Consider the following 24,490-nt stretch of genomic DNA (forward strand, 5'->3'; position numbering starts at 1 on the left):
TCCCATTGTCTCCGCGCCCGCTGGCGCGCCTGGCCTGCCTGCTCGCGCTGTCGGCGATGCCGATGCTGCTGCAGGCGGCGCCGGCTGCGCTGGAGCGCGAGGTCAACACCTTCATCGGCAGCAAGGACGACGGCAATACGTTCCCGGGCGCGTCGGCACCGTTCGGCCTGATCCAGGTCAGCCCGATCGGCAGCCACTATTCGGGCTGGCGCTATGACGACGACAAGATCCGCGGCTTCGGCCACTCCTTCATCTCCGGCGCCGGCTGCTGGGAACAGGGCGGCCAGGTGTCGGTGCTGCCGGTCACGGGCTCGATCGGCCCGGGCGGCGATTTCGATACCGGCAACGCCAAGCAGTTCGATCACAAGGCCTATGCCGCGTCCTACACCCACGACGGCGAGGTCGGCCAGGCCGGCTATTACAAGGTGCGGCTGACCAGTTACGGTGGCATCGACGCCGAGGCGACCGCGCGTACGCGCGCCGCGGCCGAGCGCTACACCTTCAGCCAGCGCCAGGGCGAGGGCCACGTGCTGGTCAATGTCGGCCAGGCCAACGAGCGCCACTCGGTGATCGGCAGCGTGGTTGATGTGGTCGGCGACCGCGTGGTCGAAGGCAAGCTGGTCACCAAGAGCTTCTGTGGCGGTCATCAGTACACCACCTGGTTCCGTATCGAGTTCGACCGTCCGTTCAAGGCGCATGGCACCTGGGGCGAGGGCGGTGGCCTGCCGGGTGCGCGCCACAGCATGGAAGGCGAGCAGAAGCCGAACGGTGCCTGGCTCAGCTTCGACCTGGCCAAGGGCCAGTCGGTGACGGCGGTCAGTGCGATCTCGCACGTGGATGCCGAAGGCGCGCGCACCAACCTGCGCGCCGAGGGCATGCAGGGTGGGTCGCTGCTCGGTTTCGACCGCATGCGTGCGCTGTCGCAGCAGTCCTGGCGTGAGCAGCTGGGCCGTGTCCGCGTGCAGGGTGGCAACGCCGACGACCGCACCGTGTTCTACAGCGCGGTCTACCACGCGCTGCTGCAGCCGATGACCGGCAACGACGCCGACGGCCGCTACCGCGGCTATGACGATGGCATCCACCGCGCCGATGGCTGGACGTACTACGAGTACTTCTCGCTGTGGGATACCTATCGCGCGCAGAACCAGTGGCTGGCGCTGACCCGCCCGGACGTGGCGCGTGACATCGGCCGCACCCTGCTGGCGATCGACGAGCAGGGTGGCTGGCTGCCGCGCTGGGGCTATGCCAACTTCGAGACCAACATCATGACCGGCGATCCGGTCACGCCGTTCATGGTCGACCTGTGGCGCTTCGGCGCGCTCAAGGGCCGTGAATCGCAGGCGTGGGATGCGCTGCGCCGCAATGCGTTCGGTACGCCGCCGCTGAACTCGCGGATGGCCGGCCGTTCCGGCAACCCGACCTACCTGGACAAGGGCTACGTGGTCTACGACCGTGCGTTCCCATCCAAGGGCATGGACGTTGATCCGCACCACGGTGGTTCGGCGACGCTGGAGTATGCGCTGGCCGACTGTGCGCTTTCGCAGATGGCCGATGGCCTGGGCCACGCGCAGGACGCGGCGACGCTGCGTGAGCGCGGCCGCAACTGGCGCAAGGTGTGGGACCCGCAGGTGCGCGACGCCGAGACTGGCTTCACCGGTTTCCCGCGCCCGCGTACCGAGGACGGCCAGTGGTACACGCCGGCCGATGGCCACTACAGCCCGCGCTCGCACCATGGTTTCCATGAAGGTACGGCGTGGCAGTACCAGTGGCTGGCGCAGCAGGACGTGCCGGGCCTGGTCGAAGCGATGGATGGCCGCGAACAGGCCGGCCGCCGCCTCGACGCGTTCTTCGCGATGGACGCGCTGCAGGCCGATCCGCTCAATGCCGCCCGCAAGGAGTGGGTGGTCGGGCCGTACAGCTACTACAACCAGTTCCGCTACAACCCGAACAACGAGCCGGACCTGCACTCGCCGTGGCTGTACACGCTGATCGGCCAGCCGTGGAAGACCGCAGCGGTGGTGCGTGCCGCGCAGCAGTTGTTCACCAATGCGCCGAACGGCGTGACCGGCAACGATGACCTCGGCACGATGTCGGCCTGGTACCTGTTCAGCGCCATCGGCGTGTACCCGGCGGTGCCGGGCAGCGGCCAGTTCCTGCTGCACACGCCGCGCTTCAGCAAGGTGGAAGTGGACCTGGGCAACGGCCGCACGCTGCGCATCGACGCGCCGGGCGCCGATGGCCGCCGCCTGCAGTACGTGCAGGGCGTGAAGGTCGATGGCCAGGCGCATGCGCCGGTGTGGCTGGACTGGAACCAGCTGCAGCAGGGCCCGCGCCTGCAGTTCGCGCTCGACGCGAAGGCGCCGGAGCAGGGCTGGGGTACGGCGGTGAAGGACCTGCCGGTGTCCTGGTGCGCGGCACCGGGCAGCCAGCTGCGCTGAGCCGGACTGTGCCGTTCGCGGTGACCCAGCGAACGGCACGGCACGACGGGGCCCTGATCCATTAGGCTTGAGCATCCAGCGGAGTCCGGGAAGACGATGAACGACAACGGCAGCAGTCCCAGCAAGCGCGCCGGCAAAGCGGTGACGGTGACCGACATCGCGCGTGCCATCGGCGTGTCACGGGCAACCGTGTCGCTGGTGCTGCGCGGCAGCCCGCTGGTCAACGTCGATACCCGGGCCAAGGTCGAGGCCGAGCTGCGTCGCCAGCGCTATGTCTACAACCGTGCGGCGGCCAATCTGCGCCGGCGGACCTCGTCGAGCATCGCGCTGGTGATCAACGATTTGTCCAACCCGTTCTTCGCGGAATTCGCGTCCGGCGTGGACGAGGCGCTGGGCGGGCGCGGTTACGTGACCCTGCTCGGCAGCACCGGTGAATCGCCGGAGCGGCAGCAGGCGGTGCTGTCCACGTTGATGGAGCACACGCCGGCCGGCCTGATCCTGTCGCCAGCCGAGGGCAGTGACACCGCGCTGCTGCGGCAGGCGCTGGGCGCCAATGCCAACGTGCTGCTGTTCAACCGCGAGCTGGAAGGGGCCGACTGGGACTTCCTGACCCTGGACAACCAGCACGGTGCTTATCTGGCCACGCGCCACCTGATCGAGCGCGGCCATCGCCAGATCGCCTTCTTCGGTGGCCACGCCGCATCCAGTTCGTGCCACCAGCGCCGTGCCGGTTTCCAGCAGGCGCTGGCCGAGGCCGGCCTGTCGCTGCCGCCGGGCTGGATGATCGAGTCCGCACCGAACCGCCTGGAAGCCGCGGCGCGCACCGATGAGCTGTTTGCCGACGGCCATCGCCCGAGTGCGGCGGTCTGCTACAACGACACCGTCGCGCTGGGCCTGATGCTGGGCTTGAATTCGCGTGGCATCCGTCCGGGTGGCGACTTCGCCGTTACCGGCTTCGATGATATTTCCGAGGCGTCGGTCGCGGTGCCGCCGTTGACCACGCTCACCGCCGACCCGCGCGAGCGGGGCCGGCAAGCTGCCGCGCTGCTGCTGCAACGACTGGACGAACCGGATGCGCCGCCACGGCGCACGGTCGCGCCGGTGCAGCTGCGCATCCGCGAAAGCAGTGCCGCACGACCGAACTGATTCCTTCCATACACCCCTTCCACGCAACAACGACCTTCCGCGCATCGAGGCGCGTACCGCATGCCGATCTCCGCAACGCCCCGTCCATCGGGTTCTTCGGGCAACGCACCCGCCGTCACCAACGGCAAGGCGCTGGCTGTCGTCACCACGATCTTCTTCATGTGGGGCTTCCTGACCTGCCTCAATGACATCCTGATCCCGCACCTGAAGGCAGTGTTCGAGCTGAACTACGCCAAGGCGATGCTGGTGCAGTTCACTTTCTTCGGCACCTATTTCCTGATGTCGCTGCCGGCGGGTCGGCTGGTGGCGGCGCTGGGCTACAAGAAGGGCATCGTGGCGGGCCTGGTGATTGCCGGCATCGGCGCGCTGGGCTTCTGGCCGGCGGCCGAGCTGCGTGTGTATGGCGCCTTCCTCGGTGCGCTGTTCGTGCTGGCCAGCGGCATCACCGTGCTGCAGGTCGCTGCCAACCCCTACGTGGCGCTGTTGGGTCCGGAGCAGACCAGTTCCAGCCGCCTGACCCTGGCGCAGGCGCTGAACTCGCTGGGCACGGCCATCGCGCCGATCTTCGGCGGCATGCTGATCCTGTCCAACACGGTCAAGAGTGCCGATGACATCGCGGCGCTGCCGGCCGCCGAGCAGCTGGCCTACCGTGCCGCCGAGGCGCAGGCCGTGCAGGGCCCGTACGTGGGCCTGGCGGTGGCGCTGGTGTTGCTGGCGCTGTTCGTGTTCCTGTTCCGCCTGCCGGCGCTGAGTGATGCCACCGAGCAGGCCGACCAGGGCCACCACCACAGCTACCTGGATGCGCTGCGCAAGCGCCACCTGCTGCTGGGCGTGATGGGCATCTTCTTCTATGTCGGCGCCGAAGTGTCGATCGGCAGCTTCCTGGTCAACTACCTGTCGATGCCGAACATCGGCGGCTTCAGCGAACAGCAGGCCACGCATTACGTGTCGGCCTACTGGACGATGGCGATGATCGGCCGCTTCGCCGGTTCGGCGCTGCTGGCACGCTTCTCGCCCAGCCGCCTGCTGGCGATCTTCGCGCTGGTCAACGTGGGGCTGCTGGTCACAACCATGCTGAGCTCCGGCAACGTCGCGCTCTACTCGGTGGTGGCCATCGGCCTGTTCAACTCGATCATGTTCCCGACCATCTTCGCGCTGAGCATCGAGCGCCTGGGCCCGCTGACCAACAAGGGCTCCAGCCTGCTGATCATGGCCATCGTCGGCGGTGCCGTGGTGCCGTACCTGCAGGGCGTGCTGGCCGACCACATCGGTGTGCAGGCCAGCTTCATCCTGCCGCTGCTGTGCTACGGCTACATCATTTTCTACGGACTGGTCGGTGCGCGTACGCCGGCCTCCGCAACGCAGGGAGGCTGAGTCCGGAATGGGTGCCATCGTTTGCTTCGGCGAAATTTTGATCGATCTACTAGCGCAGCCGCCGGCCTCGGCCGACACCCCGCGCGCGTTCCTGCAGTACGCCGGCGGTGCGCCGGCCAACGTCGCGGTGGCGGCTGCGCGGCTGGGTGCGAAGACCCAGTTCGTCGGCATGCTCGGCCGCGACATGTTCGGTGACTTCCTGGCCGACAGTCTGGTCGAGCACGGCGTGGGCACGGATTACATCGTGCGCACCGACGCCGCCAAGACTGCGCTGGCCTTCGTCGCGCTGGATGCCAGTGGCGAGCGCAGCTTCAGTTTCTACCGCCCGCCGGCGGCTGACCTGCTGTTCCGTGACAGTGACTTCCAGGCGGAGTGCCTCGACAGCGCGCAGTGCTTCCACGTCTGCTCCAACAGCCTGACCGAGCCGGCCATCGCCGAGGCGACCTTCGCCGGCATGGACCGCGCGCGCGCGGCCGGTGCGGTGGTCAGCCTCGATCTGAATCTGCGCCCGGCACTGTGGCCCGCCGACGTCGATCCGACGCCGCGCCTGTGGCAGGCGCTGGAGCGCGCCGACCTGGTCAAGCTGTCACGCGAGGAACTGGATTACCTGGCCGCGCCGATGGGCGCCGATGGCGAGGCGGCGGTGCTGCGGCGCCTGCTGGCCGCGCAGGCACGCTGGGTGATCGTCACCGACGGTGCAGCCACGCTGCACTGGTACACCCGCGACAACCACGGCACGGTAACCAGTTTCCGCGTGGCCACGGTCGATACCACGGCCGCTGGCGATGCCTTCGTCGGTGGCGTGCTGGTGGGCCTGCTGGAGCGGGGTGGGGCAGGCGCTGGTTTCGCTGCGTTCTGCCAGGACCCGGAGGCGATCACCGCGACGCTGCGCTTCGGTGCTGCGGTCGGTGCGCTGGCTGTTACCCGCAAGGGCGCGTTCGCCGCGATGCCCTCGCTCGATGAAGTGCAGCAGCTGCTGCAGGCACAGGACATTACCGCATGAGCACCTCGCCCGATTTCCGTTCGCCCGCGTTCCTGCGCGCGCATATCGCCGATACGATGGCGTTCTACCATCCGCGCTGCATCGATCCGGACGGCGGCTTTTTCCACTACTTCCGCGATGACGGCAGCATCTACGATGCCAGCCATCGCCACCTGGTAAGCAGCACCCGCTTCGTCTTCAACTATGCGATGGCCTACCGCGAATTCGGCAACGCCGAGTACCGCGAGGCGGTCGAGCACGGCGTGCGCTACCTGCGGGAGGTGCACCGCAACCCGGCCACCGGCGGCTATGCCTGGACCCTGCGCGACGGCAAGGTCGAGGATGACATGAACCACTGCTACGGCGTGGCCTTCGTGCTGCTGGCCTACAGTTGTGCGCTGAAAGCCGGCATCGAGCAGGCGCGCGACTGGATGGACGAGACCTGGCAGCTGCTGGAAGCGCGCTTCTGGGAGCCGCAGCACGGCCTGTACAAGGACGAGGCTGACGGCCAGTGGAACTTCACCGGCTACCGCGGCCAGAACGCCAACATGCACATGTGCGAGGCGATGCTGGCCGCGTTCGAAGCCAGTGGCGAGCAGCGCTATGTCGAGCGTGCGCTGCAGCTGGCCGACAACATGACCCGCCGCCAGGCCGCCAAGGCTGGTGGCCTGGTCTGGGAACATTACGATTCCAACTGGGAGATCGACTGGGACTACAACCTGGACGATCCCAAGCATCTGTTCCGCCCGTGGGGCTTCCAGCCTGGCCACCAGACCGAGTGGGCCAAGCTGCTGCTGATCCTCGATCGTCACGTGCAGGCCGACTGGCTGGTGCCGACCGCGCAGCACCTGTTCGACGTGGCCATCGCGTGCAGCTGGGACGACGCCCGGGGCGGCCTGTACTACGGCTTCGCACCGGAATCGCGCCGGCAGCCCGGCATGGACGGCGCCCCGATCGGCGGCGACAGCTTCGTCTGCGACGACGACAAGTACTTCTGGGTGCAGGCCGAAACGCTGGCGACCGCCGCGCTGATGGCCAAGCGCACCGGCGACGACCACTACTGGCAGTGGTACGAGCGCATCTGGGCGTATTCGTGGGAGCACTTCGTCGACCACCAGTACGGCGCCTGGTTCCGCATCCTCGATGCCGACAACCGCAAGTACAGCGACGAGAAGAGCCCGGCCGGGAAGGTGGATTACCACACCATGGGCGCGTGCTACGAAGTGTTGAACGTGGTGCGTTGAAGATCGTTCGAATGCAGTAGTGCCAGGCCATGCCTGGCGATCCGAAATCGGTAGCGCCGGATCACGTCCGGCGGAAAAACAGGAGCTCCGCGTGCATCGTCTTTCCCTCGTTGTCCGTCTGCTCCTGCTGCTGATCGCAGCCTCCGCCTTCCCGGCAACCGCAGCGCCGCTGCAGGCACAGTGGCAGTTCCGCATGCTGCCCGGCGACGCCGAAGGCGCAGCCCATCCGGGCCTGCAGCAATGGCGTGCCGCCAAGGTGCCGGGCAGCGTGCACACCGACCTGTTGGCGCATGGGCTGATCCGCGATCCGTATGTCGGTGCACCCGAGGCCGAGCTGCAATGGATCGGCCTCGCCGACTGGGAGTACCGTGCCCGCTTCGACGTGGACGCCACGACGCTGGCCAAGCCGAATGCCGAGCTACGCTTCGACGGGCTGGATACGTATGCCGAGGTCAGCCTCAACGGCAAGCCGCTGCTGCGTGCGGACAATGCACACCGTACCTGGCGTGCACGCGTGGACGGGCGGTTGCGTGCCAGGGACAATGAACTGCAGATCGTGTTCCGTTCGCCGATCCGCACCCTGCTGCCGGGTGTGCAGGCAATGCCGCACAAGATCGCTGGCAATTATCCGTCGCCGTATGGCGATGAGCCGAAGGACGCGATGGTCGGCAACTTCGCGCGCAAGCCGGCCTACCACTTCGGCTGGGACTGGGGCCCGCGTTATGTCACCGCCGGGGTCTGGCGCGGGGTCGACCTGCAGGCCTGGGACGCGCACCGTCTGACCGATCTTGCCGTGCGAACCGATGCATTGAGTGCAGAGCAGGCGAAGCTGGCGGTGCTGCTGCAGGTGGAGCAGGGTGCTGCTGCGGGTTCGGCCTTGGTGAATGTGGATGTGCGTGATCCGGAAGGCCGCAACGTGGCCCAGGTGCAACGCACGGTGTTGCTGAAGCCCGGCCAGAACACGGTTGAGCTGCCGGTTGAGCTGGCCACGCCGCGGCGCTGGTGGCCGGTGGGCCAGGGTGCGCAGGATCGCTATACCGTGCGGGCTCGCCTGGATGATGGCGCCGATGCAGCACTGGCGCGCGAGCAGCGCATCGGCCTGCGCACGGTCGAACTGCGCCGCGAGGAAGACCGCAAGGGCGGGCAGGGCTTTGCCTTCGTCATCAACGGCGTGGAGATCTTCGCCAAGGGCGCCAACGTCATTCCGTTCGATGTCTTCCCCGCACGCGTCGATGCCGCACGCCTGCGCCAGGTGCTGACCGCCGCGCGCGACGCCAACATGAACATGCTGCGCAACTGGGGCGGCGGCTACTACGAGGACGATGCGTTCTTCGACATCGCCGATGAGATGGGCCTGCTGGTCTGGCAGGACTTCATGTTCGGCGGCGGCATGCAGCCGGGCTACGATCCGGCCTTCCGGGCAAGCGTGGTGGCCGAAGCACGCGACAACGTGCGCCGGCTGCGCCATCACCCCAGCATCGTGCTGTGGTGTGGCAACAACGAGGAAGAAACCGCCTGGAAGGACTGGGGGCACGGCCGCGACCTGAAGGCGGCCGACCCGGCATTTGCGGCGAAGGTCTGGCAGGGCTACGTCGACCTGTTCGGCAACGACCTGCGCCAGGTGGTGGGCGAGGAAGGGCTGGGCGTGCCGTACTGGTCCAGCTCGCCCAGCAACGACCTTGACGAGAAGGCCAACGATTCAATGCGTGGCGACAAGCACTACTGGCAGGTCTGGGGCAATCCGGCGTTGCCGGTGCAGGCCTATCTGCGCGAGACCCCGCGCTTCATGTCCGAGTACGGGCTGCAGGCGTGGCCGTCGGTGGCGACGGTGGACCAGATCGCCACCCACGCCGAGCAGCGCATCGACAGCCCGGTGATCCGCGCGCACCAGAAGTTCATGGCCGGCGAGGGCAACAGCCGCCTGCTGCATTACATTGAACTGGGCTATGGCACGCCGAAGGACTTCGAGGACTTCGTCTACCTCAGCCAGGTGATGCAGGCCGATGGCATCGCACTGGCGGCGCTGCATCATCGCGCCTCGCGGCCATACACGATGGGCTCGCTGTACTGGCAGCTCAACGATGTCTGGCCGGGCGCCTCGTGGTCCAGCGTGGATTACTTCGGCCGCTGGAAGGCGCTGCACTTCGCCGCGCGGCGCTTCTTTGCGCCAGTGACGGTGGCCGCGCTGCGCGACGAGGGCAGCACGCGGGTGAGGCTGCTCAACGACGGTGCCGCACTGGATGCACGCTGGCGGCTGCGGGTGATGGACGTGGAAGGGAAGGTGCTGCGCCGTCGTGAGGAAGCGGTGACGCTGGCGGCGGCCGGAGTGACCTCGATCGGTGATTTCCGCGATGCCGAATTGTTGGCCGGTGCCGACCCGAAGCGCACCATGGCGGTGTTCGAGCTGCTGCAGGATGGCAAGGTCCGTGCGCGCCAGGTGGTTGGTTTCGTCGAGGCGAAGGACCAGGTATTGCCGCGACAGACGCTGAAGGCTGCCCTGAGCATCGAGGGCGACCACTATCGCCTGCGGCTGGAAAGCGCGGCGTATGTGCGCGCGACGTGGATCGATTTCGGTGCGCTGGACGTGCAGGTCGAAGACAACCTGCTGGACCTGCTGCCGGGCGAAACCCGCGATATCGCGGTGCGCGGCCCGGTGGATCTGGTTACCCTGCGCGAAGCGCTGAAGGTGAAGACCCTCAACGACCGTTGAGCAAAAAAGGGGACGGAGGGGATTAAGTCGTTTGTGGCCCATGTGTGCCACAAACGACTTAATCCCCTCCGTCCCCTTTTTCTTGCTTACAGCTGGATCTGCTGGAAATTCTCGACCCGCTCGTGGCCGTTGGCGGCCTGGCCGGTGCGCGGCAGCGGGTAGTCGTCCAGGCGATCGATCAGCCGGGTCTGCAGGCCGGCTTCGCGGGCAGCATCCAGTTCTTCCACCACATCCGACAGGAACAGGATCTCGCCGGCCGGTACGCCGATGGCCTGCACGATGCGGCGGTAGCTGTCGGCCTCACGCTTGCCACCGATCTCGGTATCGAACCAGCCCGACACCAGCGGGCTGAGGTCACCGGCATCGCTGAAGCCGAAGAACAGCTTCTGCGCCGGCACCGAGCCGGAGGAATACACGTACAGCGGCAGGCCGGAGGCGTGCCAGCCGCTCAGTACCGGCGCTACTTCCGGGTAGAAGTGCGCGGTGTAGTCGCCACGGCGGTAGCCTTCGTCCCAGATCAGCCCCTGCAGTGCCTTCAGTGCGGTGTGCTTGCGGTCCTGGTCGATCCAGCCCTGCAGCGTCTCGGCCACCAAGCTGTCCTGGCAGGCGCCACCGATCTCGGTAGCCACGGCATCCAGCCAGCGGCGGACCTCCGGCTGCTGGCCATGCTCGGCGACGAACGCGGGCAACGCCTTGCGCGCATAAGGGAACAGCACGTTCTTGACGAACGAGATGCTGCTGGTGGTGCCTTCGATGTCGGTCAGGATGACGCGGGGCTGCATGGATCAGGACGCCTGGGTGGGTACGTAACGGGGGAACTTCTGCGCGATGTCGGTGCCGGTGAAGTGACCGACCCAGCCATCCGGCTCGGTGAAGAAGCGGATCGCCACGAAGCTGGGCTCGTCGCCCATGTCGAACCAGTGGGTGGTGCCATCGGGTACGGCGATCAGGTCGTCCTTCACGCACTCGATCTCATAGACCTTGTCACCCACGTGCAGGGTGAACAGGCCGGAACCTGCGACGAAGAAGCGCACCTCGTCTTCCTTGTGGAAGTGTTCGTCGAGGAACTTCTTGCGCAGCTCGGCGCGGTTCGGGTTGTCCGGGGCGATCGAGGCCACGTCCACGCTCTTGAAGCCGCGCTCGGCAACCAGGCGGTCGATGTCGGCGCGGTAGGCGGCGAACACTTCCTCCTGGCTGGCGCCCGGCGCGACCGGTGCGGTGGCCTGCCAGCGCTCGAAGGTGACGCCGATCTTCTGCAGCTCGGCAGCGATGACCGCGCCGTCCTGGGTGTCCAGCAGCGGCGATTCGGGGCGGGTGTCGTCGTAGATGCGCAGTCGGCTCATGGCGGCAGCTTGAACGTCTCGGGGGGAAGACAGGGTAGCAGGGTGGGCACGAGGTGCAGATTCCGGATCGGCATCTGCACCTGCGTGCGGGTTCAGCCGCGCAGCTTGCGCAGTTCCAGCTCGCAGTGGAACAGGAACTCGAACGCTTCCAGGTGGCGGCGTGCCTCGGCCATGTCGCGGCCCCAGGCATACAGGCCGTGGCCGTCGATCAGGTAGCCCCACAGGTTCTGCCGGTCGAGCAGGTCATCGACCTGCTTCGAAAGCACGTTCATGTCCTGTGTGTTGGCGAACACCGGCACGTCGATGGCCATCTCGTGGGTGCTGTTGCCGGCGAAGGCCTTCAGCAGCTCGTAGCCTTCCAGGCGGATGTGACCCTGCGGCGCGTACAGGCGCGAGGCGACGGTCTGCACCGGCGAGTGGGTGTGCAGCACGCAGCCGATCTCCGGGAAGCGGCGATACAGCTGGGTGTGCAGCAGTGTCTCGGCGGACGGGCGCAGCGGGCGGCCGACGGCCAGGCCGTCGAAGTCCACCACCATGATGTCGTCCTCGATCAGGCGGCCTTTGTCCTTGCCGGAGACGGTGATCGCGGCGTGGCGGTCGTCCAGGCGGTGGGAGAAGTTGCTGCTGGTGGCCGGGGTCCAGCCGGCATGGGCCAGTTCGCGGACGTTGTCGATCAGCAGCTGGGCCAGTTCGCTCAGGCGCGCGGTGTCGTAGGGGAAGGTGGGGGTGGTCATACCGGCGATTTTACTGGATTCGGCCAACGGCTGAGCCCCTCGTGGCGGGTCGTGTAGAGCGGTTCATGGGCGGGGCGGGGCGGGTGGGCCGTGCAGGGGACGCTGCAAGTACGTCCATGTAAGCTCGATAGCGCCATCCATGGCGCCAACGCCCCTGCACGGCCCACCCGCCCCGCCTCTGACAGGTTCCGGCGTACGGCCAGCCACGGAGTGAAGAAGGAAAGGCAAAAGCGGGTCGCTTCGCTGTGCTTGCTCGGAGCGGAGCATGGCTCCGCTCTACAGAAACATTCATTCCGGAACATTCGCTTCCGGGAACGCTTCATCCACGCATGGCGTGGATCTACCGGACGCGCCAGCGGACTGTCGGAGGTGGGGGGGGGGCGCGGGGGTGTCCGCGGCATGGGCCCGAGGCATGCCTCGGGCGGGTTGGGCAGGAGGCCCAACCCCGGTCTTGCCGTGTGCGCAGGACAGCGCACGCGAGCAAGCCGCGGCCAAGCCCCCAGGGACGGGTTCACGGCGTCCCCCGCGAACCCAACCCGCCCCGCCAAACCCTCAACCCAGCTGTTGCCATTGCCGTTGCTCTGGCTTCAAAGGCGGGTGCAGGGCCGCAGGCCCTGCAATGCAAAAACCCTACTTCACCCGCAGGCGGCTGTGCCTGAACCCGTAGCAGAAATAGATCACGAATCCGACGAACGTCCAGACACCCATCAGCATCCAGTTGTGCATCGTCATCGCCGACAGCAGGGCAAGGCAACTCAGCACGCCCAGGCTGCAGATCAGCCATGCCATCGGCATGCGGAACGGACGCGGCAGGTCCGGCTGGGTGCGGCGCAGGATCAGCACGCCCGCGCACACTGCCGCGAACGCGATCAGCGTGCCCATCGAGGTCAGCTCGCCGAGGATATCCAGCGGGAACAGCGCCGCCAGCAGCGCGATGCCGATACCGGTGATCACGGTGTTGATGTGCGGGGTGCGGTACTTCGGGTGGATCTTGGTGAACACCGGCGGCAGCAGGCCGTCGCGCCCCATGATCATGAAGATGCGCGGCTGGCCGATGATCATCACTAGCACCACCGAAGACAGGCCGACCAGTGCGCCGACCTCGACCACCCAGCGCAGCCAGCCCAGCTGCGGATGCGCAGCCACGGCAGTCACCACCGGCTCGTCGGTACCCAGCAGCTGGAACGGCACCAGGCCGGTCATCACTGCGGCCATGGCGATGTACAGCACGGTGCAGATCACCAGCGACAGCATCATGCCGAACGGCATGTCGCGCTGCGGGTTCTTCGATTCCTGCGCCGCCACCGACACCACCTCGAAACCGATGTAGGCGAAGAACACCATCGCCGCGCCACGCAGCACGCCTTCCATGCCGTACTTGCCCGGGCCTTCATTGGCCGGAATGAACGGAGTCCAGTTGCTGGTGTCCACGTATTTCCAGCCGACCACGATGACCAGCACGATCAGGCCGGTCTTGAGCACGACCATCGCCATGTTCATCGCCGAGGACTTGCTGATGCCGACGTAGCACAGCCAGGTCAGCAGCAGCACGAGCGCAGCAGCCGGCAGGTTGGCGATCGCGCCGGTCGGACGCAGCTGCGCGTCGAGTGGTGCGCTGACCAGTGCCGCCGGTAGATGGATGTCGAACTGGCTGAGCAGGCTGAGGAAGTAGCCGGTCCAGCTGACCGCGACCGCCGAGGCGGAGACGCCGTATTCGAGCACCAGCATCCAGCCGATGAACCAGGCCGAGAGCTCGCCGAAGGTGGCGTAGGTGTAGGTGTAGGCACTGCCGGAAACCGGCACCATCGAGGCGAATTCGGCGTAGGCCAGGGCGCAGAAGGCGCAGCAGATGGCGGCCAGCACGAAGGACAGCATGATCGCCGGGCCGGCGTGGTTGGCGGCGGCCTGGCCGGTGATGACGAAGATGCCGCCGCCGATCACCGCGCCGATACCCAGGGCAGTCAGCCCCCAGGGGCCGAGGTGGCGGCGCAGGCTCAGGCCGTTGGCGTCTTCATGGGCGGCATGCGGGTGCTTGGTGGCCCACAGTTGCTTGAACATGTGTGGTGGTCTTGTCGAAGCGCGCCGTCAGGGGCGCGCAGGGAAAACGGACGGGCCGGCACGAGGCCGGCCCGTAGGCGGATCAGGGCGACTTGGCCAGCTTGCTGTTGCGGATGCCGTAGCCCAGGTAGATCAGCAGGCCAAGCAGCGTCCAGCCGACGAACAGGTGCCAGTGCACCACGAACGCCTGCCAGAACAGGAACAGGCAGGTCGCCGCGCCGAGCGGGCAGATGATCCACACCGCCGGCACGCGGAACGGGCGGTGGATGTCCGGCTTGGTATAGCGCAGCACCAGAACGCCGATGCAGACCGTGGCGAAGGCCAGCAGGGTGCCCATCGAGACCAGTTCGCCCAGCACGTTCAGCGGTACCAGGCCGGCCAGTGCGGCGGCGATCACGCCGACCACGATGGTGGCGACGTACGGGGTGCGGAAGCGGGCGTGGACCTTGCCGAAGAATTTCGGCAGCAGGCCGTCGCGGGAGATGGTGTAGGCGATGCGGGTCTGGCCCATCATCATCACCAGCACCACCGAGGACAGGCCGGCGATGGCGCCGATCTCGACCAGGGTCTTCAGCCACGACAGGGTCGGGTAGGGTTCCAGCGCGGTGGCCACCGGCTTGTCGGTGCCCAGCAGGTGGTACGGCATCATGCCGGTCAGCACCGCACAGACGATGATGTAGACGATGGTGCACACGGCCAGCGAGCCGAGCAGGCCGATCGGCATGTTGCGCTGCGGGTCCTTGGTTTCGCCGGCGGCGGTGGAGACCGCATCGAAACCGATGTAGGCGAAGAACACGATGGTGGCCGCACGGAACACGCCGCTCCAGCCGAACTCACCCGGCACACCGGTGTTTTCCGGGATGAACGGCTGCCAGTTGGCCGGGTCGATGTGGGCTGCGCCGATACCGATGAACAGGCAGATGACGGTGACCTTGATCGCCACGATGATCGCGTTGACGAAGGCCGACTGGGTCACGCCCACGTACAGCAGGCCGGATACCGCCGCCACGATCAGCACTGCCGGCAGGTTGAACAGCTTGCCCGAGGCGATGAACTCGCTGCCGGTCCAGGCAATCGGGGCCGCGCTCAGGGCATCCGGGAACGGCATGTGCAGGGTGGTGGTGATGAAGCTGATCAGGTACGCCGACCAGCCCACCGCGACCGAAGCCGAGGCGAACAGGTATTCCAGCACCAGGCACCAGCCGATGAACCAGGCCATGCCTTCGCCGAGGGTGGCGTAGGAGTAGGAGTAGGCGCTGCCGGAGACCGGCATCATCGCCGCGAACTCGGCATAGCACAGGCCCGCCAGGGCGCAGGCGAAGCCGGCGATCACGAACGACAGCATGACCGCCGGGCCGGCGTGGTTGGCCGCGGCCTGGCCGGTCAGCACGAAGATACCAGCGCCGATCACCGCACCCACGCCAAGCAGGATGAGGTGTTTAGCCGTGAGGGTCCGTTTCAACGTGGCTTCGCCGTCCAGGCTGCCTTCGATGGGTTCGCCAGCATCGACGTGCCCGGCCGGTTCAACCGGCTTGACCCTCAACAGAGCTTTCAGCATGCAGTACTTCCTAGTGATCGGATTGGGTGGGCCACCGATACGTTGCCGGCAACCCTGGAATGGTGAAGGCCGCGCGAACGGCCCGCTGTACCTTAGCCAAAGCTGAAGCCAACGCACAAGCGCAATCGCAACAATGAACGGCGATAATGAGCAGTATTTTTCCAGACCGCCCCCATTCATGCGCCAGACCGCCGAAACCCTTGCCGTGCTTGACGATCGCCTGCGCGACCTGCTGCGGGACTACGCCCGCCGTGAGCCTGCCCACGACGCACTGGCTGCCGAATTCGGCACATTGCTGGACGATCCGGAAGATCCGTTCCGGCGTGAACGGCTGGCCGGCCACTTCACCGCCAGCTGCTGGCTGGTCAGCGCCGATGGCCAGCGCCTGCTGCTGACCCACCACCGCAAGCTGCAGCGCTGGCTGCAGCTGGGCGGCCACGCCGACGGCGACCGTGACTTGGCCCAGGTGGCGCTGAAGGAGGCCGAGGAAGAATCGGGACTGAGCGGCCTGGTGCTGGAAGACCCGGCCATCTTCGATCTGGACAAGCACTGGATTCCGGAGCGCAAGGACGTGCCGGGGCACTGGCACTACGACGTGCGTTTCGTGATCCGGGCGCTGGGTGGCGAAGCCTTCGTGCTCAGCGAGGAGTCACTCGACCTGGCCTGGCGGCCGGTGACCGAAGTCGCGGCCGATCCGGAATCGGATGAGTCCATGCAGCGCATGGCCCGTCGCTGGCTGGCACGTTGAGGTAAAAGGGGACGGAGGGGATTAAGTCGTTCATGGCGCATGTGCCGCAAACGACTTAATCCCCTCCGTCCCCTTTTTTCAGTACAGGATGCGCGTGCGCAGCGTGCCCGGAATCGCGGCCAGCTCGTCGCGCACGGCGGCGGCCTGTTCCTCGCTGGCGGTGATGTCGATCACTACGTAACCCACCTTCGGGTCGGTGCGCAGGAACTGGCCGTCGATGTTGACGTTGTGGCGCGAGAAGATCTCGTTGACCTTGGACAGCACGCCCGGCACGTTCTGGTGGATGTGCAGCAGGCGCAGGCTGTCGGCATGCTCGGGCAGCGTCACTTCCGGGAAATTGACCGCCGACAGGGTGCTGCCGTTGTCGCTGTAGCGCACCAGCTTGGCCGCCACTTCCACGCCGATGTTGTCCTGCGCTTCCAGCGTGCTGCCGCCGACGTGCGGGGTCAGGATCACGTTGTCATGGCGGGTCAGTGGCGATTCGAAGATATCGCCGTTGCCCTTCGGCTCGACCGGGAACACGTCCAGCGCGGCGCCACCCAGGTGTTCGCTGGCCAGCGCGGCATCCAGCGCGGCGATGTCCACCACGGTGCCGCGCGCGGCGTTGATCAGGTGCGCGCCCTTGCGCATCTTCGCCAGCTCGGTGCTGCCGATCATCCACTGCGTGGACGGGGTCTCCGGCACGTGCAGGGTGACGATGTCGGCGCGTGCCAGCAGGTCGTCCAGGCTGGCCGCTGCACGGGCATTGCCCAGTGCCAGCTTGGTTTCCACGTCGTGGAAGATCACCTGCATGCCCAGCGATTCGGCCAGTACGCCGACCTGGGTACCGATGTGGCCGTAACCGATGATGCCCAGCGTCTTGCCGCGCACTTCATGGCTGCCGCTGGCCGACTTCGACCAGCCGCCGCGATGGCATTCGGCGTTCTTCTGCGGGATGCCGCGGGTCAGCATGATCGCCTCGGCGATCACCAGCTCGGCCACGCTGCGGGTGTTGGAATAGGGCGCGTTGAACACCGGGATGCCGGCCAGTTCGGCCGCGTCCAGGTCGACCTGGTTGGTGCCGATGCAGAAGCAGCCGACCGCGATCAGGCGCTTGGCCTCGGCCAGCACCTCGGCGCTGAGCTGGGTGCGCGAACGGATGCCGACGATGTGCGCCTCGGCGATGCGGGCCTTCAGTTCGTCCTCGGGCAGCGCCTTGGTGTGCGCTTCGATCTGGCTGTAGCCGGCGGCGCTGAACACCTCCACGGCGGTCTGGCTGACCCCCTCCAGCAACAGCACGCGGATATCCTGCTTCGGGAACGAGGTCTTCTTCGGCGACATGGGACAACACGGCCAGTGGGACAGGGGCTGACCACTATGCCAGATCGTGCCGCCCATGGTGCAGTGCGCAATTGGTTGCATCCGTAGCTATCTGCACGCTGCACGGCCGCAGGGCTGGACGCTGGCGCGTGCCGCTGGCACGCTTGCCCGTTCTTCACGCACCGCGCTGGACCGTCATGACCGATTCCCGCATTGCCTCGCTGCAGCAGGCCTGTCCCGGCCTGAAGCTGAAGACCGACCCGGCCGACCTGGAGCATTACGGGCGCGACTGGACCCGGCGCTGGACGCCGGCGCCGCTGGCGATCGCACTGCCGGCCACGGTCGAGGAAGTACAGGCGGTGATGCGCTGGAGCGCAGGCGAGGGCGTGGCCGTGGTGCCGTCCGGTGGCCGCACCGGTCTCTCGGGTGGCGCGGTGGCTGCCAACGGCGAGCTGGTGCTCTGCCTGGAACGGATGAACAAGGCGCTGGCCTACGACGCGGTCGATCGCACCCTGGTGGTGCAGGCCGGCATGCCGCTGGAAGCTGTGCACAACGCCGCGCTGGACCACGGCCTGATCTACCCGGTGGATTTCGCAGCGCGCGGGTCCTGCACGATCGGCGGCAACATCGCTACCAATGCCGGTGGCATCCGCGTGATCCGCTACGGCAACACCCGCGAGTGGATCGCCGGGCTGAAGGTGGTCACGGCCGATGGCCAGCTGCTGGAACTCAACAAGGGCCTGATCAAGAACTCCAGCGGCTATGACTTCCGCCAGCTGCTGATCGGCTCGGAAGGCACGTTGGGCGTGATCGTCGAGGCGACGGTGAAGCTGACCGATCCGCCGCCGGCCAGCAATGTGATGCTGCTGGCACTGCCCAGCTTCGAAGTGCTGATGCAGGTGTTTGCCGCGTTCCGCGCGCGCCTGCAGCTGCAGGCCTTCGAGTTCTTCACCGACCGCGCGCTGGAACACGTGCTGGCGCACGGTGCGCAGGCGCCGTTCGACGAGGTGCACCCGTATTACGTGGTCACCGAATTCGCGGCCAACGACGAGGCACAGGAAGCCGCGGCGATGGCGGCCTTCGAGGACTGCATGGGCAACGGCTGGGTCAGCGACGGTGTGATCAGCGCCAGCGATGCCCAGGCTGCCCAGCTGTGGCGCCTGCGCGAAGGCATCACCGAATCGCTGGCGCGCTACACGCCCTACAAGAATGACGTCTCGGTACGGATCTCGGCGATGCCGGCGTTCCTGGCCGAGACCCAGGCGCTGATCGGGCAGGCCTACCCGCACTTCGACGTGGTCTGGTTCGGCCATATCGGCGATGGCAACCTGCACATCAACGTGCTCAAGCCGGACGACACCAGCGACGCCGATTTCGTGGCGCAGTGCGAACACGTGACCAAGCTGCTGGCACAGGTGCTGGCCCGCTTCGATGGCAGCATCTCGGCCGAGCACGGCATCGGCCTGGTCAAGAAGGGCTACCTGGACAGCACCCGCGGCCCGGCCGAGATCGCGCTGATGAAGGCGGTCAAACGCGCGTTCGATCCCCAAGCGCGGCTGAATCCCGGCAAGCTGTTCGACGCCTGAACCGGGCAAATCCTTCACGTACCCGTTACGCTCCACGCATTCTCACAACCGGCTTCGAACCGATGACCCGTCCGCTTCTGCTGCTTGCCCTGCTGTCCCTGCCGCTGGCCGGCTTCGCTTCCAGCTTCGCTGGCACCTCGGCCGGTTCGGCGACCGGTGCCTCCTCCGGTTCCTCGGGCAGCAGCTCGGGTGACGACAAGGTGGTGCAGGCTGCGCGCGATGATGCGGCTGCATTCGTTGCCAGCGATGGCCAGATCCGTGGCGCCCGCCTGCAGGCCGCGCTGGTCCACCTGCGTGAGCAGAGCGCCGCCGCACAGCAGCAGAGCGACCTGGAACTGGCCCGCGCGCTGCTGGCGCGTTGATCTCGCCTTCGGGTAGTGCCGGCCGCTGGCCGGCAACGCCATGACATCTGCACGGAACGCAGCCACGCATGGCGTGGCTCTACTGCTGATCGCCCACGTCGCGCATGCAGCTGATCGCCTGCAGCTCGACCCGTCTGGTCTCGATCCTGCACAGCAGCAGCTCGCCAGCCAGACCCTCGCCGACGTGCAGTCACTGCTGCCGGAGGGCCTGCTGCGCGCTTTGCCGGCTCAGGTGCAGGTGCACTGGAGTGATGACCTTCCCGCCAAGGTGCACGGCCGCGCGTTCGGCGGCCGCATCACGTTGCGCCGCGATCTGCTGGATGACGGCATGCCCGGCGCCCGCCGTGCGCGCCGCAGCGCGCTGGTGCACGAGCTGACCCACGTTGCAGACCGTGGTGGTGCGAACTGGTCGCAGAGCATGCGTTGGCGTGATCTCGCGGGCTGGCAGCGAAAGCCCTGGCACCTCGGCCGTGGCGGCAACGATTTCCATGACCGCAGCCCGGATGTCTATGAGCTGACGAACCCGGCCGAGTACCTGGCCGTGAACGCCGAGCATTTCGTGCTCGACAGCGAGTTCGCCTGCCGGCGTCCGGCGTTGGCGCAGTGGTACCAGACGCATTTCGGAACACCGCCGTCGCTGCCACAGCCGCAGTGCTCCACGACGCTGCCCTTGCTGCAGGCCGAATCGGAGGAGGGTGCTGCATCGCTGCTGCAGCTCGACCCGGCGCGCGTCTACGCGGTGGACTACCTGTTCGCCGAAGGCAGTGCGCAGCCGATGAGTCGCTGGGGCCACAGCATGCTGCGGCTGGTGATCTGCAAACCGGGCCGCGCACCTGGGCCTGACTGCCGCCTGGACCTGGAGTACCACCGCGTGCTGTCGTTCCGCGCCTTCGTGGGTGACGTGCAGATTTCCAACTGGCGCGGGCTGACCGGTGGCTATCCGTCGCGGCTGTTCGTGCTGCCCCTGCAGCAGGTGGTGGACGAGTACACCAAGGTCGAGCTGCGCGGGCTGCAGTCGCTGCCGCTGCAGCTGGACCGCGGCGAAATCGCCAGCCTGCTCGAGCGCACCGCGCAGGTGCACTGGAGCTATGACGGGCGCTATTACTTCGTCAGCAACAACTGCGCGGTGGAAACCGCCAAGCTGCTGCAGGCCGGTGTGCCGCGGCTGGGCGAGGCCGGGCTGGCCCAGTTGAGCCCGCGTGGTTTGAAGCGGCGACTGGTGCGGCTGGGCGTGCTCGACGAGGGGGTGCTGACGGACCGCAATGCAGCGCAGGCGCAGGGCTACTACTTCGCCTCGGCGCGCGACCACTACCAGCAGTTGTTCGCAGTGGCCGCGGCCCAGCTGGCCTTGCCCGCGCGTGATGTGCGCGGCTGGTTGAAGCTGCCTGCGCAGCGGCGGGCACCGTGGCTGCTGCAGGGTGACCTGCGTGCCAGTGCCGGCCTGTTGCTGCTGGAACAGGCAGCGCAGCGGCGCGCCGAGCTGCGCGCACGCGATGTGCTCAAGCGGCAGCTGCTGGCCGCACCGGACAGCGCTGAAACGCGCAGCCTGCGGGGCTTGCTGGAGCAGAGCGGGCAGTGGCTGCGCCCGGGGACGCTGCTGCAGGACGGCGGCTATGGATTGCCGCTGGGTGACGAGCGGGCGCTGCTGTCCGAGGCCGTGGCCACTGCCAGCGCGCAGGCGGTCCCGGCGTGGCAGGCACTGCGCGTGCAGCTGCGCCAGCAGCTGCCGATCCGTCAGCGCGAGGAAATGGATGCGATCGACGCCAATCTGGCCGCACTCGGTGCACACCTGCGCATGCAGGCAGCCGGTACGGCTACTGGCGCGGCAGTTCGATGACGAAGCGGCTGCCGCCGGCGCTGCCCGGGATGCAGTAGACGCGGCCACCGTGTGCATCGGCAATGGCCTTGACCACCGCCAGGCCGAGCCCGCTGCCGCCGCCCTGGCGCGAACGCGAGCCATCGGCACGCATGAACGGGGTGAAGATATCCGTGTGCAGTTCCGGGTCGATGCCCGGGCCCTCGTCTTCGATCGAGACCTGCACGTGGCCGGGCGTGTCGTGCACGGCGATCCGTACCTTGCCCGGGCTGGCGTAGCGACGCGCGTTTTCCAGCAGCGCCAGCAACGCCTGGCGCAGGCGGGTCGGGTCGCAGTGCGCGTTGTGTTCCTCGCGGCTGGTTTCCAGCTCCAGCACGAAGCCGGCGGCACGGAACTGCGGGTCGACCAGGGTCATCACCGAATGCACCTCGGCCACCACGTCGGTGCGCGCGCGGCGCACGTCCAGCCGCGCATTGTCGGACAGGCTCAGCACGCGCAGATCCTCGATCAGCCGTGACAGCCCTTCGACTTGGGCCAGCAGGCTGCGGAACTGGGATTCGTCGGGCTGGAACACGCCCTCGGCCAGCCCCTGCAGGCGGCCGCGCAGGATCGTCACCGGCGTGCGCAGCTCATGGGCGATGGCGGCGTGCCACATCGCGCGCTCGCTCTCCATGTGCTGCAGGCGGCGCGCCATCGCATTGAAGTCCTCGACCAGGGTCGCCACTTCGCCGGGCGAATTTTCCTCGACGCTGGCGCGTGCACCAAGGTCGCCGCCCGCGAGCGCACGCACGCTGTCCACCAGCGAATTCAACGGCGACAGGATGCGGTGGGCGAGGCGGAACGAGGCGGCGATGGCCAGCGCCAGCCCGGTCAGGATCACGCCCACCATCCATGCCAGTTCCGGCCCGGTCGGCAGCCAGCTTTCCGGCTCCTCGGCACTGCCGGGGAAGAACTCGACCAGCACCGCGTACAGCAGCCACGATGACAGGATCATCATCACGATGACGCCGATCACCATCAGCGACATCGAAACAATGATGTGGCGGCTCAGCCCGGAACGGCGCAGGGGGGCCATCAGCGGTCGGCCATCAACCGGTAGCCGACGCCACGCACGCTGGCTGGGACGTTGACCATGCCCACTTCGTCCAGCTTGCGGCGCAGCTTGCTGACATGGCTGTCGACGGTGCGCTCCAGTGCTTCGCTTTCCGGCAGGCATTCGTGCATCAGTTCGCTGCGGCTGAAGATGCGGGTCGGCGCCAGCGCCATGCAGTGCAGCAGCTTGAACTCGGTGAGGGTGAGCAGCACTTCGTGGCTGTAGCCTTCGCCCTCCACATGCACGGCGTGGGTGGCTGAGTCGATCAGCAACGGGCCGACGCGCAGCGCGGTGGGCGCGTCCACGCGTGAGGCGCGCAGCGTACGCCGCAGCACGGCGCGCACGCGCGCAGCGACCTCGGCCGGGTTGAACGGCTTGACCACGTAGTCATCAGCGCCCATCCGCAGCGCGGTCAGCTTGTCCAGGTCCTGGTCCAGTGCGGTCAGCATGATCACCGGTGTCTCGCCGCGCTGGCGCAGCTGGGTCAGCACGCTCCAGCCGTCAAGGCGCGGCAGCTGCACATCGAGCAGGACCAGGTCGGGGCGGGCGCTGCGGTGCAGGTCCAATGCGCTATGGCCATCGGCGGCGCGCAGCGTGCGCAGTCCTTCGCGTTCCAGGTAGGCGCAGAGAATGTCGGCGATCTCGGCCTCATCCTCGACGATCAGGACGAGGGCGGCGAGGGCGGGGGAGGCATGCATGCAGGGGCGGGGCCATAAGGTGCTTGCCTCCATCGTATCTCCACAGTTCCTCCATCGAAACCCCATCATCGCCACGCAGACTGCGCGCTTCAGAACCTATCCGCCGCCTGCGCGGCATTGTGCACAGCAATGAGAACCTTCAGGACGCCGGTCGCGTTGATCGCGGCCCTCACCCTGGCCGTGACGGCCTGTTCCACCCCCGAAGCCACCCCCGAAGCGGCGCCGCGCGTCAGCGTGATCAGCGTTGGCCCGCAGGTAGTGCAGCGTGACGACGAACTGCCCGGCCGCGTCGCTGCGGTGCGCACCGCGCAGATCCGCGCACAGGTGGGCGGCATCGTGCAGCGACGCCTGTTCGACCAGGGGGCGGAAGTCAGTGCCGGCCAAGCCCTGTTCCAGATTGACCCGGCAGCGTTCCGGGCCGACGTCGATTCGGCGCTGGCCGCACTGCAGCGCAGCGAGGCGGCGTTGGGCCGCAGCCGCGTGCAATCGCAGCGCCTGCACGCCCTGGCCGCCGCGCAGGCGGTCAGCCAGCAGCATCGCGACGACGCGAGTGCCGAGTACGAACAAGCCCGTGCGGCGGTGAATGAAGCGCGCGCGATCCTGTCCCGTCGCCAGCTCGACCTGCGCTATGCGACGGTCAGCGCACCGATTGCCGGCCGTATCGATCAGGCATTGGTGACCGAAGGTGCGCTGGTCGGCGTGGCCGATGCCGAGCCGATGGCGGTAGTGCAGCAGATCGACCAGGTCTACGTGGATGTGCGCCAGCCGGCGGCGCAGCTGGAGTCGCTGCAGCGCAGTGCCGCCGGTGGTGGCGAGCTGCCGGTGACGATCATCGGTGCCGCCGGCAAGCCGCTGCCCGAGCGTGGCCAGCTGCTGTTCTCCGGCATCAACGTCGATGCACGTACCGGTGATGTGATCCTGCGCATCCTGGTCGACAACCCGCAGCGCCAGCTGCTGCCTGGCATGTATGTGCGCGCGAGGGTACCGCGGGGTGCCCCGGCCAGTGCGTTGACCGTGCCGCAGCAGGCGGTGCTGCGCAGCGCCGGTGGCCAGGCCTATGCCTGGGTGGTCGGTGCCGATGGCAAGGCGGTGATCCGCACGCTGGAGGTGGACGGCAGTGTTGATCGCCAGTGGCTGGTGCGCACCGGCCTGAAGGCCGGTGAGAAGGTGGTGGTCGAGGGCCAGGAGCGCCTGCAGGAAGGCGTGGTGGTCGATGCGCGCGACTGGCAGAAGCCGGTCGCCAGCGCCGGTGCGGTGCAGGCCGGCAGCAAGGGCTGAGCCTTTCCCGGGCCAGCCCCTCC

The 24,490-nt window shown here is 67.4% G+C and carries 19 protein-coding genes; 11 read left to right on the plus strand and 8 right to left on the minus strand.

Going from position 1 to position 24,490, the window contains the following annotated elements; all coding sequences use genetic code 11:
• The first annotated feature begins 56 nt into the window (after nucleotides 1-56).
• The 6 genes from DFO63_RS00360 (at nucleotide 57) to DFO63_RS00385 (ending at nucleotide 9,894) form a co-directional block, all read left to right on the plus strand.
• The gene (locus DFO63_RS00360; protein WP_259337421.1) at nucleotides 57-2,438 is read left to right on the plus strand and encodes a GH92 family glycosyl hydrolase; all 2,382 of its coding nucleotides are present in this window, start codon (nucleotides 57-59) and stop codon (nucleotides 2,436-2,438) included.
• Nucleotides 2,439-2,534: 96 nt separating this feature from the next.
• On the plus strand, nucleotides 2,535-3,584 hold the full coding sequence (locus tag DFO63_RS00365; protein ID WP_014037023.1) for a LacI family DNA-binding transcriptional regulator: 1,050 nt from the start codon (nucleotides 2,535-2,537) through the stop codon (nucleotides 3,582-3,584).
• Nucleotides 3,585-3,644: 60 nt separating this feature from the next.
• Nucleotides 3,645-4,958 carry an L-fucose:H+ symporter permease gene (gene fucP / locus DFO63_RS00370; protein WP_049444919.1) on the plus strand — a complete coding sequence of 438 codons (1,314 nt, stop codon included), beginning with the start codon at nucleotides 3,645-3,647 and terminating at the stop codon, nucleotides 4,956-4,958.
• 7 nt (nucleotides 4,959-4,965) lie between these two features.
• Nucleotides 4,966-5,961 (plus strand): carbohydrate kinase, encoded by a 996-nt coding sequence (locus tag DFO63_RS00375; RefSeq protein WP_049444921.1) that lies wholly within the window; start codon nucleotides 4,966-4,968, stop codon nucleotides 5,959-5,961.
• Nucleotides 5,958-7,184 (plus strand): AGE family epimerase/isomerase, encoded by a 1,227-nt coding sequence (locus DFO63_RS00380; RefSeq protein WP_049444923.1) that lies wholly within the window; start codon nucleotides 5,958-5,960, stop codon nucleotides 7,182-7,184. The genes DFO63_RS00375 and DFO63_RS00380 overlap by 4 nt, the downstream gene beginning before the upstream one ends.
• A 91-nt stretch (nucleotides 7,185-7,275) precedes the next feature.
• Nucleotides 7,276-9,894 carry a glycoside hydrolase family 2 protein gene (locus DFO63_RS00385; RefSeq protein ID WP_119006183.1) on the plus strand — a complete coding sequence of 873 codons (2,619 nt, stop codon included), beginning with the start codon at nucleotides 7,276-7,278 and terminating at the stop codon, nucleotides 9,892-9,894.
• Nucleotides 9,895-9,980: 86 nt separating this feature from the next.
• Here DFO63_RS00385 and mtnC read toward each other — a convergent pair whose 3' ends face one another.
• The 5 genes from mtnC to DFO63_RS00410 all read right to left on the minus strand — a co-directional run bounded on the left by mtnC (nucleotide 9,981) and on the right by DFO63_RS00410 (nucleotide 15,587).
• On the minus strand, nucleotides 9,981-10,676 hold the full coding sequence (gene mtnC / locus DFO63_RS00390; protein WP_049444925.1) for an acireductone synthase: 696 nt from the start codon (nucleotides 10,674-10,676) through the stop codon (nucleotides 9,981-9,983).
• 3 nt (nucleotides 10,677-10,679) lie between these two features.
• Nucleotides 10,680-11,237, minus strand: a complete 558-nt coding sequence (locus tag DFO63_RS00395; protein ID WP_005409451.1) for an acireductone dioxygenase — start codon at nucleotides 11,235-11,237, stop codon at nucleotides 10,680-10,682.
• Nucleotides 11,238-11,329: 92 nt separating this feature from the next.
• Nucleotides 11,330-11,971, minus strand: a complete 642-nt coding sequence (locus tag DFO63_RS00400; RefSeq protein WP_119006184.1) for a methylthioribulose 1-phosphate dehydratase — start codon at nucleotides 11,969-11,971, stop codon at nucleotides 11,330-11,332.
• A gap of 630 nt (nucleotides 11,972-12,601) precedes the next feature.
• Nucleotides 12,602-14,029: an amino acid permease gene (locus tag DFO63_RS00405; RefSeq protein ID WP_119006185.1), complete on the minus strand. Its 1,428-nt coding sequence runs from the start codon at nucleotides 14,027-14,029 to the stop codon at nucleotides 12,602-12,604.
• An 82-nt stretch (nucleotides 14,030-14,111) separates the two neighbouring features.
• Complete coding sequence (locus DFO63_RS00410; RefSeq protein ID WP_119006186.1) at nucleotides 14,112-15,587, minus strand: amino acid permease; 1,476 nt, start codon at nucleotides 15,585-15,587, stop codon at nucleotides 14,112-14,114.
• A 133-nt stretch (nucleotides 15,588-15,720) separates the two neighbouring features.
• Here DFO63_RS00410 and DFO63_RS00415 point away from each other — a divergent pair, with 133 nt between their 5' ends.
• Nucleotides 15,721-16,335, plus strand: coding sequence for an NUDIX hydrolase (locus tag DFO63_RS00415; protein ID WP_024958329.1), 615 nt, complete (start codon nucleotides 15,721-15,723; stop codon nucleotides 16,333-16,335).
• Nucleotides 16,336-16,413: 78 nt separating this feature from the next.
• On the opposite strand, the gene serA is transcribed toward DFO63_RS00415, so the two are convergent.
• Nucleotides 16,414-17,655: a phosphoglycerate dehydrogenase gene (gene serA, locus DFO63_RS00420; protein WP_049444818.1), complete on the minus strand. Its 1,242-nt coding sequence runs from the start codon at nucleotides 17,653-17,655 to the stop codon at nucleotides 16,414-16,416.
• 176 nt (nucleotides 17,656-17,831) lie between these two features.
• Here serA and DFO63_RS00425 point away from each other — a divergent pair, with 176 nt between their 5' ends.
• From DFO63_RS00425 to DFO63_RS00435, 3 genes are all read left to right on the plus strand, one after another.
• Nucleotides 17,832-19,220 carry an FAD-binding oxidoreductase gene (locus DFO63_RS00425; RefSeq protein ID WP_119006187.1) on the plus strand — a complete coding sequence of 463 codons (1,389 nt, stop codon included), beginning with the start codon at nucleotides 17,832-17,834 and terminating at the stop codon, nucleotides 19,218-19,220.
• A gap of 62 nt (nucleotides 19,221-19,282) precedes the next feature.
• Entirely contained in the window at nucleotides 19,283-19,582 is a 300-nt protein-coding gene (locus DFO63_RS00430; RefSeq protein WP_049408767.1) for a DUF2388 domain-containing protein, read from the plus strand.
• A 40-nt stretch (nucleotides 19,583-19,622) separates the two neighbouring features.
• Nucleotides 19,623-21,419: a DUF4105 domain-containing protein gene (locus DFO63_RS00435; RefSeq protein WP_119006188.1), complete on the plus strand. Its 1,797-nt coding sequence runs from the start codon at nucleotides 19,623-19,625 to the stop codon at nucleotides 21,417-21,419.
• On the opposite strand, the gene DFO63_RS00440 is transcribed toward DFO63_RS00435, so the two are convergent.
• The gene (locus tag DFO63_RS00440; RefSeq protein ID WP_075674586.1) at nucleotides 21,397-22,473 is read right to left on the minus strand and encodes an ATP-binding protein; all 1,077 of its coding nucleotides are present in this window, start codon (nucleotides 22,471-22,473) and stop codon (nucleotides 21,397-21,399) included. The genes DFO63_RS00435 and DFO63_RS00440 overlap by 23 nt on opposite strands.
• Nucleotides 22,473-23,189: a response regulator gene (locus DFO63_RS00445; protein WP_170871718.1), complete on the minus strand. Its 717-nt coding sequence runs from the start codon at nucleotides 23,187-23,189 to the stop codon at nucleotides 22,473-22,475. The genes DFO63_RS00440 and DFO63_RS00445 overlap by 1 nt, the downstream gene beginning before the upstream one ends.
• A 129-nt stretch (nucleotides 23,190-23,318) precedes the next feature.
• Here DFO63_RS00445 and DFO63_RS00450 point away from each other — a divergent pair, with 129 nt between their 5' ends.
• Nucleotides 23,319-24,467, plus strand: a complete 1,149-nt coding sequence (locus DFO63_RS00450) for an efflux RND transporter periplasmic adaptor subunit (RefSeq protein WP_119006189.1) — start codon at nucleotides 23,319-23,321, stop codon at nucleotides 24,465-24,467.
• The last annotated feature ends 23 nt before the right edge of the window (nucleotides 24,468-24,490 follow it).

The organism is Stenotrophomonas sp. AG209 (assembly GCF_003550055.1).
Lineage (GTDB): Bacteria > Pseudomonadota > Gammaproteobacteria > Xanthomonadales > Xanthomonadaceae > Stenotrophomonas.